This is a genomic window from Janthinobacterium aquaticum, assembly GCF_009208565.1.
Taxonomy (GTDB): domain Bacteria; phylum Pseudomonadota; class Gammaproteobacteria; order Burkholderiales; family Burkholderiaceae_D; genus Janthinobacterium.
Genome location: NZ_WFLK01000003.1, coordinates 264,969 through 279,958, shown reverse-complemented (window position 1 = coordinate 279,958; position 14,990 = coordinate 264,969). Strand labels below are relative to the sequence as shown.

14 protein-coding genes are annotated in these 14,990 nt (G+C 61.4%); 9 read left to right on the top strand and 5 right to left on the bottom strand.

Annotated features, from left to right (window positions below; all coding sequences use genetic code 11):
- Window positions 1–40 precede the first annotated feature (40 nt).
- The 9 genes from GCM43_RS06760 to GCM43_RS06720 all read left to right on the top strand — a co-directional run bounded on the left by GCM43_RS06760 (window position 41) and on the right by GCM43_RS06720 (window position 10,205).
- Window positions 41–805: a gamma-glutamyl-gamma-aminobutyrate hydrolase family protein gene (locus tag GCM43_RS06760; protein WP_152242754.1), complete on the top strand. Its 765-nt coding sequence runs from the start codon at window positions 41–43 to the stop codon at window positions 803–805.
- 25 nt (window positions 806–830) lie between these two features.
- Window positions 831–2,201, top strand: a complete 1,371-nt coding sequence (locus GCM43_RS06755; RefSeq protein WP_152242753.1) for a glutamine synthetase family protein — start codon at window positions 831–833, stop codon at window positions 2,199–2,201.
- Window positions 2,202–2,211: 10 nt separating this feature from the next.
- On the top strand, window positions 2,212–3,612 hold the full coding sequence (locus GCM43_RS06750) for an aspartate aminotransferase family protein (RefSeq protein WP_226929361.1): 1,401 nt from the start codon (window positions 2,212–2,214) through the stop codon (window positions 3,610–3,612).
- A 350-nt stretch (window positions 3,613–3,962) separates the two neighbouring features.
- The gene (locus GCM43_RS06745; protein ID WP_152242751.1) at window positions 3,963–5,111 is read left to right on the top strand and encodes an ABC transporter ATP-binding protein; all 1,149 of its coding nucleotides are present in this window, start codon (window positions 3,963–3,965) and stop codon (window positions 5,109–5,111) included.
- Window positions 5,112–5,118: 7 nt separating this feature from the next.
- The gene (locus GCM43_RS06740; protein WP_152242750.1) at window positions 5,119–6,048 is read left to right on the top strand and encodes an ABC transporter permease subunit; all 930 of its coding nucleotides are present in this window, start codon (window positions 5,119–5,121) and stop codon (window positions 6,046–6,048) included.
- Entirely contained in the window at window positions 6,045–6,887 is an 843-nt protein-coding gene (locus tag GCM43_RS06735; RefSeq protein WP_152242749.1) for an ABC transporter permease, read from the top strand. Before GCM43_RS06740 ends, GCM43_RS06735 begins: the two co-directional genes overlap by 4 nt.
- 40 nt (window positions 6,888–6,927) lie before the next feature.
- The gene (locus GCM43_RS06730) at window positions 6,928–8,418 is read left to right on the top strand and encodes an aldehyde dehydrogenase (protein WP_152242748.1); all 1,491 of its coding nucleotides are present in this window, start codon (window positions 6,928–6,930) and stop codon (window positions 8,416–8,418) included.
- 217 nt (window positions 8,419–8,635) lie between these two features.
- Window positions 8,636–9,865, top strand: a complete 1,230-nt coding sequence (locus GCM43_RS06725; protein WP_226929360.1) for a type II toxin-antitoxin system HipA family toxin — start codon at window positions 8,636–8,638, stop codon at window positions 9,863–9,865.
- Between the two features lies 1 nt (window position 9,866).
- Complete coding sequence (locus tag GCM43_RS06720) at window positions 9,867–10,205, top strand: helix-turn-helix domain-containing protein (RefSeq protein ID WP_152242746.1); 339 nt, start codon at window positions 9,867–9,869, stop codon at window positions 10,203–10,205.
- A gap of 151 nt (window positions 10,206–10,356) precedes the next feature.
- Here the strand turns inward: GCM43_RS06720 and panB are convergent, their stop codons facing one another.
- From panB to hda, 5 genes are all read right to left on the bottom strand, one after another.
- Window positions 10,357–11,232 (bottom strand): 3-methyl-2-oxobutanoate hydroxymethyltransferase, encoded by an 876-nt coding sequence (panB, locus tag GCM43_RS06715; RefSeq protein ID WP_193315560.1) that lies wholly within the window; start codon window positions 11,230–11,232, stop codon window positions 10,357–10,359.
- 252 nt (window positions 11,233–11,484) lie between these two features.
- A complete protein-coding gene (gene folK, locus GCM43_RS06710) occupies window positions 11,485–11,964 on the bottom strand; it encodes a 2-amino-4-hydroxy-6-hydroxymethyldihydropteridine diphosphokinase (protein WP_152242745.1) in 480 nt (159 codons plus the stop codon).
- On the bottom strand, window positions 11,961–13,343 hold the full coding sequence (gene pcnB, locus GCM43_RS06705) for a polynucleotide adenylyltransferase PcnB (protein ID WP_152242744.1): 1,383 nt from the start codon (window positions 13,341–13,343) through the stop codon (window positions 11,961–11,963). Before pcnB ends, folK begins: the two co-directional genes overlap by 4 nt.
- Complete coding sequence (locus tag GCM43_RS06700; protein WP_152242743.1) at window positions 13,336–14,007, bottom strand: histidinol-phosphatase; 672 nt, start codon at window positions 14,005–14,007, stop codon at window positions 13,336–13,338. Before GCM43_RS06700 ends, pcnB begins: the two co-directional genes overlap by 8 nt.
- Complete coding sequence (hda, locus tag GCM43_RS06695; protein ID WP_152242742.1) at window positions 14,007–14,675, bottom strand: DnaA regulatory inactivator Hda; 669 nt, start codon at window positions 14,673–14,675, stop codon at window positions 14,007–14,009. The genes GCM43_RS06700 and hda overlap by 1 nt, the downstream gene beginning before the upstream one ends.
- Window positions 14,676–14,990 lie beyond the last annotated feature (315 nt).

Below are 14,990 nucleotides of genomic sequence, written 5' to 3'. Positions count from 1 at the left end.
CTGTACAGTAGGATCGTCCAAGCTATCGAAAGCCATGTCCATGCGCCGTCCTCTCGTTCTCGTTCCCGCCTGCCAGCGCCAGCTGGGCAGCCACGCCTGGCATACGGTCCAGGATAAATACCTGCAGGCGCTGCTGCATGGGGCGGGCTGCACGCCGCTGCTGCTGCCCGCTTTCGGCGCGCAGTCCGATTTCGAGTCGGTGCTGCCGATTGCCGATGGCGTGCTGCTGACCGGTTCGGCCTCCAATCTCGATGCACGCCTGTATGGCCAGGAGATTGCCTACCCTGAACTGCCGCAGGACCCTGCGCGCGACGCCACCACGCTGCCGCTGATCCACGCGGCGCTGACCATGCAGTTGCCGCTGCTGGCCATTTGCCGCGGCTTCCAGGAAGTCAACGTGGCCCTGGGTGGCAGCCTGCACCAGGCCGTGCATGCGGTGCCCGGCATGCTGGACCATCGCGAGAACGTGAACGATACCCTGGCGCGCCAGTATGGCCCGGCGCACCGGGTACGGCTCACGCCGGGCGGCGTGCTGGCGCGACTGCTCGGTGGCGAGAGCGAAATCATGGTCAATTCCCTGCACGGCCAGGGCGTGGCCAGGCTGGCCGACGGCCTGCATGTCGAAGCGCTGGCAGACGATGGCCTGGTCGAAGCATTCAGCGTGGCGCAGGCGGCCGGTTTTGTCATGGGCGTGCAGTGGCATCCGGAGTGGCAGATTGAACAGAACCCGCATTCGATGCGCCTGTTCGGCGCCTTCGGCGATGCCTGCCGCGCCTACCGGCAGCAGCATCGCCCAGCAGATTGAACAATAACGAGCAAAGGAGAGAGCAATGGCAATACGCGATAACTTTACCTATACCGACATGGACCTGTGGCTCAATGAAAAGCGAGTCACGGAAATCGAATGCCTGGTGCCTGACCTGACCGGCGTGGCACGCGGCAAAATCCTGCCGCGCGCCAAATTCACCCAGGAGCGCGGCATGCGCATACCCGAGGCGGTGCTGGGCATGACGGTGACGGGCAACTACCCGGTCGACGATGGCGGCTATGATCGCGCCATTTCCAGCACCGACCGCGACATGATTTTGAAAGCCGACCCGACCACCATCACCATGGTGCCGTGGGCCACCGACCCGACCGCGCAGGTGATCCACGACTGCTATTTTTCGGACGGCGCGCTGGTCGACTTTGCGCCGCGCTCGGTGCTGCGCCGCGTGCTCAAGCTGTATGCCGACAAGGGCTGGAAGCCGGTGGTGGCGCCCGAACTCGAGTTCTACCTGACGGCAAAGAACAGCGACCCGGACTTGCCGCTGAAGCCGCCGATTGGCCGCAGCGGACGCGCCGAAACCAGCCGCCAGGTCTACAGCATCGACGCCGTCAACGAGTTCGATCCGCTGTTCGAGGACATCTACGATTACTGCGAACTGATGAATCTCGATGTCGATACCCTGATCCATGAAATCGGCGCCGGCCAGATGGAAATCAACTTCCTGCATGGCGACCCGCTGGAACTGGCCGACAAGGTGTTTTTCTTCAAGCGCACATTGCGCGAAGCGGCGCTGAAGCACGATATGTACGCCACCTTCATGGCCAAGCCGATGGCCGGCGAACCCGGTTCGGCCATGCATGTGCACCAGAGCGTGGTCGATGCCAAAACCGGCCTGAATATCTTCAGCAACGAAGACGGTTCGGCCGCGCCCATCTTCAAGCACTATATCGGCGGCCTGCAGCGCTATATGCCGTCGGCCATGGCGATCGTCGCGCCATATGTCAATTCCTACCGGCGCATCGTGCGCCATACCGCCGCACCGATCAATATCCAGTGGGGGCTGGACAACCGCACCGTGGGCTTTCGCGTGCCCGAGTCGGGCGTGCAGGACAGGCGCATCGAGAATCGCATTATCGGCGCCGACGCCAACCCCTATCTGGCGCTGGCCGTCACGCTGGCCTGCGGCTATCTGGGCATGACCGAGCAGCTGGAACCGACGCCGCAGATGGCCGGCAGCGCCTACGACATGCAGGTCGAGCTGCCGCAGGGCCTGCCTGAAGCGCTGCGCCTGCTGCGCGGCGAAGACAAGCTGCGCGCCGTGCTGGGCGAGCGCTTTATCGATGTCTACGCCGCCATCAAGGACCTGGAACACCAGGAGTTCATGACCGTGATCAGCCCCTGGGAGCGCGAACACCTGTTACTGCATGTTTGAAAGGACCCGCATGAATACCACCAATACACAAATCGACACGGCCGCCGTCCAGCAGATGGACGCCGCACATTATCTGCATCCGTTTACCGACTTCAAGGACCTCGCTGCCAAAGGCGCGCGCGTGATGGTGCGCGGCGAGGGCGTCTATCTGTGGGACAGCGAAGGGAAAAAAATCGTCGACGGCATGTCGGGCCTGTGGTGCGTGAATGTCGGCTACGGCCGCACGTCGATCTCGCAAGCCGTCTACCAGCAGATGGAAACGCTGCCGTTCTATAACAGCTTCTTTGGCACCACCAATGTACCGGCCGTGGAGCTGGCGACCAAGCTGGCGCAGATTGCGCCGCCCGCATTCAGGCATGTGTTCTTTACCAGTTCCGGCTCGGAAGCGAACGACACCAATGTGCGCATGGTGCGCCGCTACTGGGATCTGCAGGGTTACAAGGAGCGCCACACCATTATCAGCCGCCACAATGCCTATCATGGCAGCACCGTGGCCGGCGCCTCGCTGGGCGGCATGGATGGCATGCATGCGCAGGGTGGCCTGCCGATACCGGGCATCGTGCATATCGGCCAGCCCAATTATCTGGAAGCAGGCCAGGAGCTGACGCCGGACGAATTTGGCCTGAAAGCGGCCGGCTGGCTGGAAGAAAAAATTCTCGAAGTAGGCGCCGACAAGGTGGCGGCCTTTATCGGCGAACCGGTGCAGGGCGCTGGCGGCGTGATCATTCCACCGGCCACCTACTGGCCTGAAATCCAGCGCATCTGCGACAAGTACGGCATCCTGCTGATCGCCGATGAAGTGATCTGCGGCTTTGGCCGGCTCGGACGCTGGTTTGGCTCCGAGCTGTTTGGCATCAAGCCCGACCTGATCACGTTTGCCAAGGGCGTTACTTCCGGCTATGTGCCGCTGGGCGGAGTGCTGGTGGGCGAGCGCGTGGCCAGGGTGCTCGTTGAGCAGGGCGGCGAATTCACGCACGGCTTTACTTATTCGGGCCATCCGGTGGCCTGTGCGGCGGCGCTGGAAAATATCCGCATTATCGAAGACGAACAGCTGGTGCGACAGGTGGCCGACGACACCGGGCCTTACCTTGCAGAACGCTTTGCCGCGCTGGGCGAGCATCCGCTGGTCGGCCATGCCGACAGCTGCGGCTTTGTCGCTGGCCTGAACCTGGTGCGCAAGAAGGGCGCCACCGTCCACGAGAACGAACTGTTTGACGAGAGCCTGGGCGTGGGCATGATCTGCCGCGGTCATATGTTCGATAACGGCGTGATCATGCGCGCGGTGGGTGAGCGCATGATTGTGGCGCCGCCTTTGGTGATGACGCGCGCGCAGATTGATGAGATGACGGATTTGATACGGCTTTGCCTGGACAAGACGTATGAGGAGATCAAAACCAGGCAATGGCTGTAATGGCGTGCAGTTGAAAAACGTAATGGCGGGCCGGAGACGCGGGGCTGAGAAAATGCCGATGGCGGCGTTGCAGCTCCTCGCCGTACTGGCGTACTGTCTTCGTCGCTGCGCCTTGCCCTCGACATTTTTCAGCCTCGCTTGGCCCGGGGCTCCTGTGCCGCCGTCTGGGGTGCTGTCGCCTTTACTGGTGTGCTTGTGGCGCCGGGACGCTGACTTGGCAGTATTCAGACGATGGCTGTAGTTTTTTGCCCAATCTCACCGCAAAGCCGGTACTTCCGCTAAACTCCCACCCTGGCCGCTCGACAAGCGGCCAGTCTGTTTTCCCCATCACCCTTGAGCCCCTAGCACACATGACGATAGCAACACCTGCCGCGTCGGCCAGCGACGCCCCAGCGCCTTTTTTGCTGATTGATCAACTGGTCAAGCAATTCGATGGCGTGCGCGCCGTTAATGACGTCTCCGTGACGATCAACAAGGGCGAGATCTTTGCCTTGTTGGGCAGTTCGGGCTGCGGCAAGTCGACCTTGCTGCGCATGCTGGCCGGCTTCGAGACACCCACCTCGGGGCGCATCGAGCTGGCCGGCAGCAGTATCGTCGAGGTGCCGCCGCACCAGCGTCCGATCAACATGATGTTCCAGTCGTATGCGCTGTTCCCGCATCTGAGCGTGTGGGACAACATTGCCTTTGGCCTGCGCCGCGACGGCCTGCCGAAAGCAGAGATTGCCGCGCGCGTCGAGCAGATGCTGGCGCTGGTGCAGCTGAGCCAATACGCCAGACGCAAGCCGCACCAGCTGTCGGGCGGCCAGCAGCAGCGCGTGGCGCTGGCGCGCAGCCTGGCCAAGCGGCCGCAATTGCTGCTGCTCGACGAGCCGCTGGGCGCGCTCGACAAAAAACTGCGCGAGCGCACGCAGATGGAGCTGGTCAATATCATCGAACAGGTGGGCGTGACCTGCGTGATGGTTACGCACGACCAGGACGAGGCGATGAGCATGGCCACCCGCATTGCGGTGATGAGCGAAGGGCGCATCCTGCAGGTAGGCGCACCCGGTGAAATCTACGAGACCCCGAATTGCCGCTTCGTGGCCGACTTTATCGGCAGCGTCAATCTGTTCGACGGACGCATTACCGAAGACGAACCCGATCATGTGATCGTCGATACGCCCGAAGGGCGCCACTATGTGGCGCATGGCATTACCGGCAACCTGGGCATGGACGTGTCGGTGGCCGTGCGGCCGGAAAAGATCGGCATTCAGGTTGAGCCGCCGGCGTTGGCCGAACGCGCTTCGCCTAGCGAACATGGCTACAACTGCGCGCAGGGCGTAATCGTCGCGATGGCGTATTTTGGCAACGAGACCAGCTACCATGTACGCCTGGACTCGGGCACCGTGGTCAAGGTCTCGCGCACCAATGCGGCGCGCCATGATGCCGTGCACCTGGAGCGCGAGCAGCGCGTCTGGGTCTGGTGGGACGGTGCCGACATTGTCGTGCTGACCAGCTGAGGCCATCATGACATCGCTTTTGCAATCGCTGCGCAGCCTGGTGACGCTGCGCTGGCTGACCGGCCGCCGCGCCGTGATCGCCGTGCCGGCGCTGTTTTTGACCGCTGCCTTCCTGGTGCCGTTTTTGATCGTGCTGCGTATCAGCCTGTCCGACATGGATACGGCCGGCAGCCCGTTCGGCGGTCTGCTGTCGTACGCCGACGGCATCGTCATGCTGAAGGTGAAAATCGCCAATTATCTGGTGATCGCCGATGATGAACTGTATCTGCTGACCTATCTCAGTTCGCTGAAATACGCGGCGATTACCACCGTTATCTGCCTGGTTGTCGGCTACCCGTTTGCCTACTTCATGGCGCGCGCCAGGCCCTCAATCCGCCCGGTGCTGATGATGCTGGTGATGCTGCCGTTCTGGACCTCGTTCCTGCTGCGCGTCTATGCGTGGAAGGGCATCCTGGCCAACCATGGCCTGCTCAACGACCTGCTGCTGGCGCTGGGCGTCGTCAGCGAACCGCTGCAGATGATGAATACCTCGTTCTCGCTGGTGGTGGGCATGGTCTACGCCTACCTGCCATTCATGATCCTGCCGCTGTACGCCAACCTGGTGAAGATGGACATACGCTTCCTGGAAGCGGCGGCCGACCTGGGCGCCACGCCCTTGCAGGCGTTCTGGCGCATCACGGTGCCGCTGTCAAAGTCGGGTATTATCGCCGGCGCCATGCTGGTGTTTATTCCTTCGGTGGGCGAATACGTGATCCCGGAACTGCTGGGCGGCCCGGAAACGCTGATGATCGGACGCGTGCTGTGGGACGAGTATTTCACCAATAACGACTGGGCCATGGCCTCGTCGGTGACGGTGCTGGTGATTTTGCTGATCCTGGTGCCGATGGCGATCTTCAACAAATACAAGACGGACCAGGAAGCAGGAGAGCAGACATGAAGGCATCGACATTCTTGCAGCGCTGGTTCGGCCGCGGCTGGCTGTCGCTCGGCTATCTGTTCCTGTACCTGCCGATTATCGTGCTGATCGTTTTCTCGTTCAACAGCTCGCGCCAGGACATGGTGTGGAGCGGCTTTTCGCTGCGCTGGTACCAAGAGCTGATGAACGATAGCGAGATCATTTCCGGCCTGGGCCTGTCGCTCAAAATTGCCTTCATGTCGGCCACCTCGTCGGTGGTGCTGGGCACTTTTGCCGCCTTTGCGCTGACCAATTACCAGCGCTTTCGCGGCCGCACCATGTTCTCGGCCATGACCAGCGCACCTTTGGTGATGCCCGAGGTGATTATCGGGCTGTCGCTGCTGTTGATGCTGGTGTCGATGCAGAAGGTGTTCGGCTTTCCCGAGCGCGGCGTGGCCACCATCTGGCTCGGTCACACGCTGCTGGGCATGGCCTACGCCACGGTGGTGGTGCAGTCGCGCCTGCAGGAGATGAGCAAGTCGCTGAGCGAGGCGGCGATGGACCTGGGCTGCCGTGCGCACCAGGTGTTTTTTTTGGTGACGCTGCCCAATATCACGCAGGCACTGGCATCCGCCTGGCTGCTGACGTTTACCCTGTCGCTTGACGATGTGGTGCTGTCGGCGTTCCTGTCCGGTCCCGGCTCGACCACCATGCCGCTGGTGATCTTCTCGCGCGCGCGCCTGGGACTCGATCCGCGCGTCAATGCGGTCGCAGCGCTGACCATCCTGGTGGTGACCATCGCGGTGATCGTGTACGCCGTCATGCTGGCGCGCAGCGACCGGCTGCGCCGCAAACAGCTCGCTGCTGCCACTCAGGAGTAATCAGGAGTAAGCTGGCGTTTTCCCTTACCAGGAGACGACCATGACCGATACCGCGAGCTGGCACGCACGCGCCCTCGAACTGAAGATCGACGGGCGCGCTTTTATTAACGGTGAGCGCGTGGCCGCCGCCTCCGGCCAGGTGTTCGACAACCTGTCGCCCATCGATGGCCGTCTGCTTGGGCAGGTAGCGCGCTGCGACAGCGTCGATGTGGACACCGCCGTGCAGGCCGCGCGCGCCGCGTTCGAGGACCGCCGCTGGGCCGGCAAGTCGCCGGCGCAGCGCAAGCGCGTACTGCTCAAGTTTGCCGATCTGGTGCAAAAGAACGGCCCCGAGCTGGCGCTGCTGGAAACGCTGGACATGGGCAAACCCATCAAATACAGCCAGAGCGTGGATGTGGGCGCCACCGCCAATTGCCTGCGCTGGTATGGCGAGGCCATCGATAAAATCTACGATGAAATTGCTCCCACGCCAGCGTCCAGTCTGGCCCTGATCACGCGCGAGCCGGTCGGCGTGGTGGCCGCTATCGTGCCGTGGAACTATCCGATGATCATGGCCGCCTGGAAGATCGCGCCGGCGCTGGCCGCCGGCAACAGCGTGATCCTCAAGCCTTCGGAGAAATCGCCATTGACGGCGCTGCGCCTGGCCGAACTGGGCCTCGAAGCAGGCCTGCCGCCGGGCGTGTTCAATGTGCTGCCTGGCTTTGGCCATGAAGCCGGCGCTGCGCTGGCGCTGCATATGGATATCGACTGCATCGGCTTTACCGGCTCGACCCGCACGGGAAAACTGATCGTGCAGATGGCCGGCCAGTCCAACCTGAAACGCGCCTGGACTGAACTGGGCGGCAAGTCGGCCAATATCGTCTGCGCCGATTGCCCGGACCTCGACAAGGCGGTGGCTGCCGCCGTCGGTTCGATCTTCTTCAACCAGGGTGAAAGCTGCAATGCGCCATCGCGCCTGTTCGTCGAAGCGTCGATCAAGGACGAATTCCTGGCGCGCGCGGTGGCCATGCTGCCGCGCTTCGAACCCGGTGATCCGCTCGATGAAGCCACCGTGATGGGCGCAATCGTCGACGCCACCCAGATGCAGACCGTGATGGGCTATATTGCAGCGGGCAAGCGCGAAGGCGCGCGCGTGCTTGGTGGCGGCGAAGCGGCGCGCCTGGAGTCGGGCGGCTACTATGTACAGCCGACCATCTTTGACGGCGTCGATCCCGCCATGACGATCGCGCGCGAAGAGATTTTCGGGCCGGTGCTGTCGGTGCTGGCTTTTACCGATATCGAGAATGCCATCAAGCAGGCCAACGCCACACCCTACGGCCTGCAGGCCGCCGTCTGGACTGCAGACTTGTCCAAGGCGATACAAACCTCGCGCGCCCTGCGCGCCGGCACCGTGCACGTCAATCAGTACGACGGCGACGATATCACCGTGCCGTTTGGCGGCTACAAGCAGTCAGGCAACGGCCGCGACAAGTCCCTGCATGCGCTTGATAAATACACGGAACTCAAGACGACGTGGATACAGGTGGGCTAGTCAGGCAGATATTTGGATGCGTTAACTTAAGCATCAAGAATTTAAAATTTAGCTCTTTTAAGAGCTAAATTATAAGAAAAATCTTTAATAATAGATCGTATAAGAGCTATTTTAAGAGTAGACTGGGATTAGTCTTATCGCCAACTCTGATTTTCATATGCCATGCCATTTCCAGATTTTTCATCATGATGCCTGGCACGATTGTGCGGCGCTGACTTTGCTTGAACCGGCAGGCGGCAATCCGCGTACGCCTGCTTTGTTCGAGTATGAGCTGGACTATGCATTTGACGATGATGTTGCTCCAGTCTCACTGCGCTATCCGGTCAGGGCGGAGATGCAAAAACTGGCGCAGTGGCCAGCCTTTATTTTTGACCTGATTCCCCAGGGCAGCGGACGCAAATACTTGCTGGGACAGCTGCAACTGGCTGATGGACCGGCCGCCGATTTTGCCTTGATGTGTGCTGGCGCATTCAATCCGATCGGACGCGTGCGCGTCGCCGAAGCTGTTCGCTACTACACACAGCATCTGGCGCGGCACGACACCGGCCAGCTGGATGGCGGCTTTATATTGGAGGAAATTATCGGTCGTGGCGATGCGTTCAGTGAGCGCATGCTGATTCACAGCATGCTCGCTGCCGGCACGCTGGGCGTGCAGGGCGCGGCGCCCAAATATTTGCTGACCACCGATCATGATGGACTCTGGCATGCCGATAGCGCTGTGTCCGATGAGCGTGCGACTGCGCATTTCATCGTCAAGCGTCCGCGTGGCAATTCGCCCAGCGACGCCAAGGTATTGAGAAATGAAGCTGCGTATATGACCGTGGCGCAGGCCATGGGACTGCGTACGGCTGGTCAGTTGCGCTACCAAGACGACACACTGTTCATTCCCCGCTTTGACCGGCAGATCAAACAGGGAAAAGTGCTGCGATTGCATCAGGAAAGCGCTGCCTCGCTGGCAGGCATAGTCGGCTTTGACGCGATGCCCAGCCAGTTTGATCTGTTGCAGGCGCTACGTGAGGTGGTCACCGACAAAACCGTCGAAACAATCGAATTTCTCAAGCGCGATATTCTCAATCTGGCCATGCGCAATACCGATAATCATGCACGCAACACGGCAGTGCAGGTGCGAGATGGCGAAGTGCGCCTGACGCCGCTATTTGACTTTGCCCCCATGTACCTGGATCCGGAGGGCATCCCCCGCGCGGCGCGCTGGTATCACCCCGAAACAAAAAAAGAACTGCATGACTGGCAGACGATCCTGGCGACCATCCCCATGCCAGACGCAGAGCGCCAGCACATTGCCATTGCGCTGGGCCAGTTTGGCCAGCAATTGCATGCGCTCGAACAGCATATGCAAGCGGCCAGAGTGGACGACGATATTATTGCCTTTCTGCAGCCGCATATCGCCGCACAGATCGCGCAGTTGTTGGCGTTTGAGGCATATTGATATGGCACGCACCAAAAAGAGCGTAGACAAAGAACAGTTGCGCCAGCGCCGCAACGAGCTTTATGAGGGTATTACGGCAGGTGAAGTCACACTGCAGCAAGCCGTCAGGGAAATGCGTGCGCTGGCGCGCATGACGCAGGAGGAGTTTGCTGCCCATCGTGGCGTAAGCACCAAGGTGATCAAGGAAATCGAGGGCGGCAAAGGCAACCCAACCGTGCAGACCTTGAACCGCATCGGCGAGTTTTTTGGTCTGCAGGTGGCGTTTGTGCGCACCGCAACGCTGCGCGAAGAGAAAGATGCTGTCAAATTGCCGGCAGAGCATGGGGCTGAGTCGCCCTAGTCCAGCCCCAGCCGACAAGATCGGTAGGTCGGATTAGCCGCGCAGCGGCGTAATCCGACAACATCGTTGCCGCTTGAGGGACTTGTCGGATGAAGGCCTGCGTTGCCCGGCCTACGCGGCTGGCCGCGTGTCACGCCAAATCCAGTCTACGTCAGAAGCAGTGTTCCAGCGCCGGAAAACTGCCGTCTTTCACTGCTCTCACATAACCGATAACGGCCTGGTCGATGCTGGTAGCGCCTTCCATGAAGTTGCGCACGAAGCGCGCTTTGCGGCCTGGGAATACGCCCAGCATGTCGTGCATGACCAACACCTGGCCTGAGCAGTAGGGGCCGGCGCCGATGCCGATGGTCGGGATCGCCAGCGCTTGGGTTACTTCACGGCCAAGCTGGGTCGGAATCGCTTCCATCACCACGATCGAGGCGCCGGCTTCCTGCAGCGCCAGCGCGTCGTTTTTCAGCTCTTCTGCGCTTTCGGTACTCTTGCCTTGGACCTTGTAGCCGCCCAACTGGTGTACCGATTGCGGCGTCAGGCCGATATGCGCGCAGATGGGGATGCCGCGCTCGGTGAGAAAACGTACGGTCGGCGCCAGCCAGGCGCCGCCTTCGATCTTGATCATGTGCGCGCCGGCCTGCATCAGCAGTACCGCGTTGGCATAGGCTGTCTCGATGGTGCCGTAGGCGCCGAACGGCAGGTCGGCCACGATCATGGCGGACTTGGCGCCGCGCGCCACCGAGGCGGTATGGTAGGCCATGTCGGCCACGGTAACGGGCAGGGTGGAATTGTGGCCGGCGCAGACCATGCCGAGCGAATCGCCAACCAGCAGGATTTCCACGCCGCAGCGCTCCATCAGCGAGGCAAAGCTGGCGTCATAGCAGGTCAGCATGGTGATTTTTTCGCCGGCGGCGCGCAGAGCGGCCAGCGTGTGGATGGTCACAGCCTTGTTGGCGACAGACTTCGTTGGCGCCGGCGCCGGTGTGGCGGCCTTGTCTTTCGCGGCCAGATCTGTTCCTTGCAAATAAGCGGACATAATATTCTCAACAGTAAAAAAGGGATGCGAACGCGCCAGTGTAGACCTTTATGGAGCGTCGCGCAGGCCGGCATTTTAGTCCATCTGCGTCACCCAGGTCACCAACTCGGGGTCAGTTCCGCCAATTCGACACGACCTCATCTTATTGTTCAGAACTTCGGCTTGGCCAACCGGAGAATAAAAATCTCAACCTCAGTTAAGGACGAGGTCGTGTCCGTTTGGCGGAACTGACCCCGAGTTACGCGGTATGGGTCAGAGGCGGCTGATGGCCTGGCCGGCTACTGCCGGCAAATAGTTGCGCGCCGGGCCCAGGCCGGGCACCTCGATGGCTGGCGCCAGTTCGAGCAGCGGCACCAGCACGAAGGCGCGTTCAAGCAGGCGTGGATGGGGCACCGTCAGGGTGGCGCTGGTGATCTGTTGGTCGCCGTACAGCAGCAGGTCGAGGTCGAGCGTGCGCGGCGCGTTGCGGTACGGGCGCTCGCGCCCGTGCGCCGCTTCGATTGCGTGCAGCGCCTGCAGCAGTGCTTCGGCGCCGAGCGTGGTGCTGATCTGCGCTACCGCATTGATATAGTCGTCGCCGCTTGAATCGATGGGGGCGGTGCGGTAGCTGGACGAGGCTGCAATCAGCGTGGCGCCCGGCAGGCGTGCCAGGCGCGCGATGGCGTCGTCGACATTGCCGCGCGCGTCGCCCAGGTTGGCGCCGATGCCGATGTAAGCGGTTACTGCGTTCATTCGCCGCTGGTGCTGCCGGTCACGCTGCCGCCACCGCTGCCGCCACCCGACTTGCTGCGGCTGCTGCGCCGTGGCGGACGTTTTTTCTTGACGCCGCCCGGCGCCGCGCTGGCGCTGGCCAGCAGTTCTTCGCGGCTCGCTTCGTCGCCTTCGTAGAAGGCGGTCCACCACTCGCCCAGTTCGGCGTCGATCTCGCCCGAAGCGCAGCGCAGCAGCAGGAAGTCGTAGCCGGCGCGAAAGCGCAGATGCTCGAGCAGCTTGTGCGGCGCCTTGCCGGTACGGCGCTCGAAGCGCGGCTGCATCGACCAGATATCGCGCATGTCCGAGCCGATCTTGCGCTGCAGCGCCAGTTTTTCGGTCTGCGACTCAAGCACATCGTCGGCCGCCAAGTGCAGCGCGGGGATGGTCGATTCGCCGGCGGCCTTGTAGGCGGTCCATTTTTCCAGCACCTGGTGCCACAGCAGGGACGCAAACAGGAAGCCCGGCGAGACGGTCTTGCCGGCGGCGATGCGGGTGTCGGTGGCGTCGAGCGCCAGCGTGACGAACTTGGCGCCCAGTGGTTGCTCGAGCACCACGTCGAGCAGCGGCAGCAGGCCGTGATGCAAGCCTTCCTTGCGCAGCTGCTGCAGGCAGGCCAGCGCATGGCCGCTCATCAGCAATTTGAGCATTTCATCAAACACGCGCGGCGCAGGCACGTTGTTGATCAGCGGCGCCATCACGGGGATCGGCGCGGCCGTGGCCGGCTCGATGGTAAATTTCAGGCGCGCCGCAAAGCGCACCACGCGCAACATGCGCACCGGGTCTTCGCGGTAGCGCTCTTCGGGTTTGCCGATCATGCGCAAGGTTTGTGCGCGGATATCTTCCACGCCGCCATGGTAATCGAGCACCTGTTGCGTGGCCGGGTTGTAATACATGGCGTTGATGGTGAAGTCGCGCCGCAGCGCATCTTCGTGTTGCAGGCCGAAAGTATTGTCGCGCAGCACGCGGCCATGCTCGTCTTTCGGCGCCGCTTCCGCAGCGGCGCCGCGGAAGGTGGTCACTTCCAGCAAGTCCTGGCCAAACATCACATGCACGATCTGGAAGCGCTTGCCGATAATAAAGGCGCGGCGGAACAGGCGCTTGACCTGTTCCGGCGTGGCGTTGGTGGCGATATCGAAGTCTTTCGGCTTGACGCCGAGCAGCAGGTCGCGCACGGCGCCGCCCACCACGAACGCTTCAAAGCCAGCTTCCTGCAGGCTGCTGGTGACCCGGATGGCGTTCGACGACACCAGTTTCGGATCGATTCCGTGTTGCTCGGGACCCAGCACCACCGGGGTGCTGGTATCGCGCGCTGCCTCTTTTTTAACGCCGAGGATCTTGCGGATGAATTTTTTAATCATTGAATAAGTGAAGTGATGGCCAGCCGTGGAGGGATGCATGGGCGCTCAGCGCGGCGTTGGGATTGGTGGCAACCGGATGGGTGACCACCGACAGCAGCGGAATGTCGTTGTGCGAATCGCTGTAGAAATACGTACGCTCGAAGTCGCCCAGCGTCTTGCCCAGTTTTTCCAGCCAGGCATGGGTATGGGTGAGCTTGCCGGCGCCCAGCGTTGGCGTGCCGACCAGCTTGCCCGTGACATTGCCGTCGGCGTCGTATTCCGGCATGGCGGCGATCAGGTGCTCGACGCCCAGTGCGGCGGCAATCGGTTTGGTCACGAACTGGTTGGTGGCCGTGACGATGGCGATCAGGTCGCCCGCATCCTGGTGCTGCTTGAGCAGCGCCAGCACTTCCGGGCGGATCGCCGGCAGCACCACTTCAAGCATGAACTGCGCATGCAGTTCGTCGAGGCGGCTGCGCGGGAAGCGCGCCAGGTTACCGAGCGAAAATTCCAGATACTCGACCGGGTCGAGCGTGCCGGCCTGGTATTGGGCGAAAAAAGCGTTGTTGCGCAGCGTGAATTGGGCAGCATCGACAACGCCGGCGCGTACCAGAAATTCGCCCCACTCGTGATCCGAGTCGATGGGCAGCAAAGTGTGGTCGAGGTCAAACAGGGCCAGATTCATTATTCTTTCGCTTCCGCCTGCAACAACTCGCGCAACAAGGGCACGGTGATCGGGCGCTGGGTTTCAAGGGAGTAGAGATCGAGGGAGTCCAGCATCGTCGACAGCGAACGCATGTCGCGCCGGAAATGGGACAGCAGATAGGGTAACACGCCGGGCGACAAGGTCAAGCCGCGGGTGGCGGCCGCTTGTGTCAGTGCGGCAATTTTTTCTTCGTCCGTCAGGCCGTGGATCTGGTAGATCAGGCCCCAGCCCATGCGCGTGCGCAAGTCTTCGCGCACCGGCAGCACGGCGGGCGGCACGGCGCCGCTGCACACCATATACGCCTGGTTGGCGCGGATTTCATTGAACAGGGCAAAGGCGTCGATCTGTGCCAGCGGCGACAGCTTTTCGCAGTCGTCGAGCAGGTACAGGTCGACCTCGGGCGAATAGACAAATTCGGATTCGATGGAAAACGGCGAAATATAGCGTGCGCGCTCGGTGCTGGCCAGGGCCTTGAGCAAATGGCTCTTGCCGGCGGCCAGCTCGCCCCACAGGTAGGCAAAATGTTCGCGCGAAGTGCGCGCGGCGAACTGGCGCATCAATTGCGCCACTTCGGCATTCTGTCCCACTTCAAAGGTATCGAGACTGTGCGCCGGGTCCGTGCCCAAATCGAGCACCAGTTGTTTCATGGCGTACGCCTTGTGCTGTTTTTCATTACTGCGTATGCATAGTCGCTGTTGTTCGATTGATATTGTGTCCGCGTATAGTTAAGCATTATAGAAGCTGCCGGGCAGATAGTGGCGTCTTAGATGCGTAAAGAAGTGGCTGGAAGTTTGTGGTTTTGCGTTTAAAAAGGCAGTTATTTGCAAACTGATCGGGGCAGTTTGATAAAATAGCGGCTTGATTGACCGAATTGACCTGCTGTCACCTGCCACATGGATGTCAAAGAACATGCGTGGGCAGGGGCGCCAGATGTTATCCGCCTTCTATTTTACCGCCTCCGC

Coding starts and splice junctions, on each gene's coding strand:
- GCM43_RS06760 (WP_152242754.1), top strand. CDS start 41: ATGCGCCGTCCTCTCGTTCTCGTTCCCGCCTGCCAGCGCCAGCTGGGC.
- GCM43_RS06755 (WP_152242753.1), top strand. CDS start 831: ATGGCAATACGCGATAACTTTACCTATACCGACATGGACCTGTGGCTC.
- GCM43_RS06750 (WP_226929361.1), top strand. CDS start 2,212: ATGAATACCACCAATACACAAATCGACACGGCCGCCGTCCAGCAGATG.
- GCM43_RS06745 (WP_152242751.1), top strand. CDS start 3,963: ATGACGATAGCAACACCTGCCGCGTCGGCCAGCGACGCCCCAGCGCCT.
- GCM43_RS06740 (WP_152242750.1), top strand. CDS start 5,119: ATGACATCGCTTTTGCAATCGCTGCGCAGCCTGGTGACGCTGCGCTGG.
- GCM43_RS06735 (WP_152242749.1), top strand. CDS start 6,045: ATGAAGGCATCGACATTCTTGCAGCGCTGGTTCGGCCGCGGCTGGCTG.
- GCM43_RS06730 (WP_152242748.1), top strand. CDS start 6,928: ATGACCGATACCGCGAGCTGGCACGCACGCGCCCTCGAACTGAAGATC.
- GCM43_RS06720 (WP_152242746.1), top strand. CDS start 9,867: ATGGCACGCACCAAAAAGAGCGTAGACAAAGAACAGTTGCGCCAGCGC.
- panB (WP_193315560.1), bottom strand. CDS start 11,232: ATGTCCGCTTATTTGCAAGGAACAGATCTGGCCGCGAAAGACAAGGCC.
- folK (WP_152242745.1), bottom strand. CDS start 11,964: ATGAACGCAGTAACCGCTTACATCGGCATCGGCGCCAACCTGGGCGAC.
- pcnB (WP_152242744.1), bottom strand. CDS start 13,343: ATGATTAAAAAATTCATCCGCAAGATCCTCGGCGTTAAAAAAGAGGCA.
- GCM43_RS06700 (WP_152242743.1), bottom strand. CDS start 14,007: ATGAATCTGGCCCTGTTTGACCTCGACCACACTTTGCTGCCCATCGAC.
- hda (WP_152242742.1), bottom strand. CDS start 14,675: ATGAAACAACTGGTGCTCGATTTGGGCACGGACCCGGCGCACAGTCTC.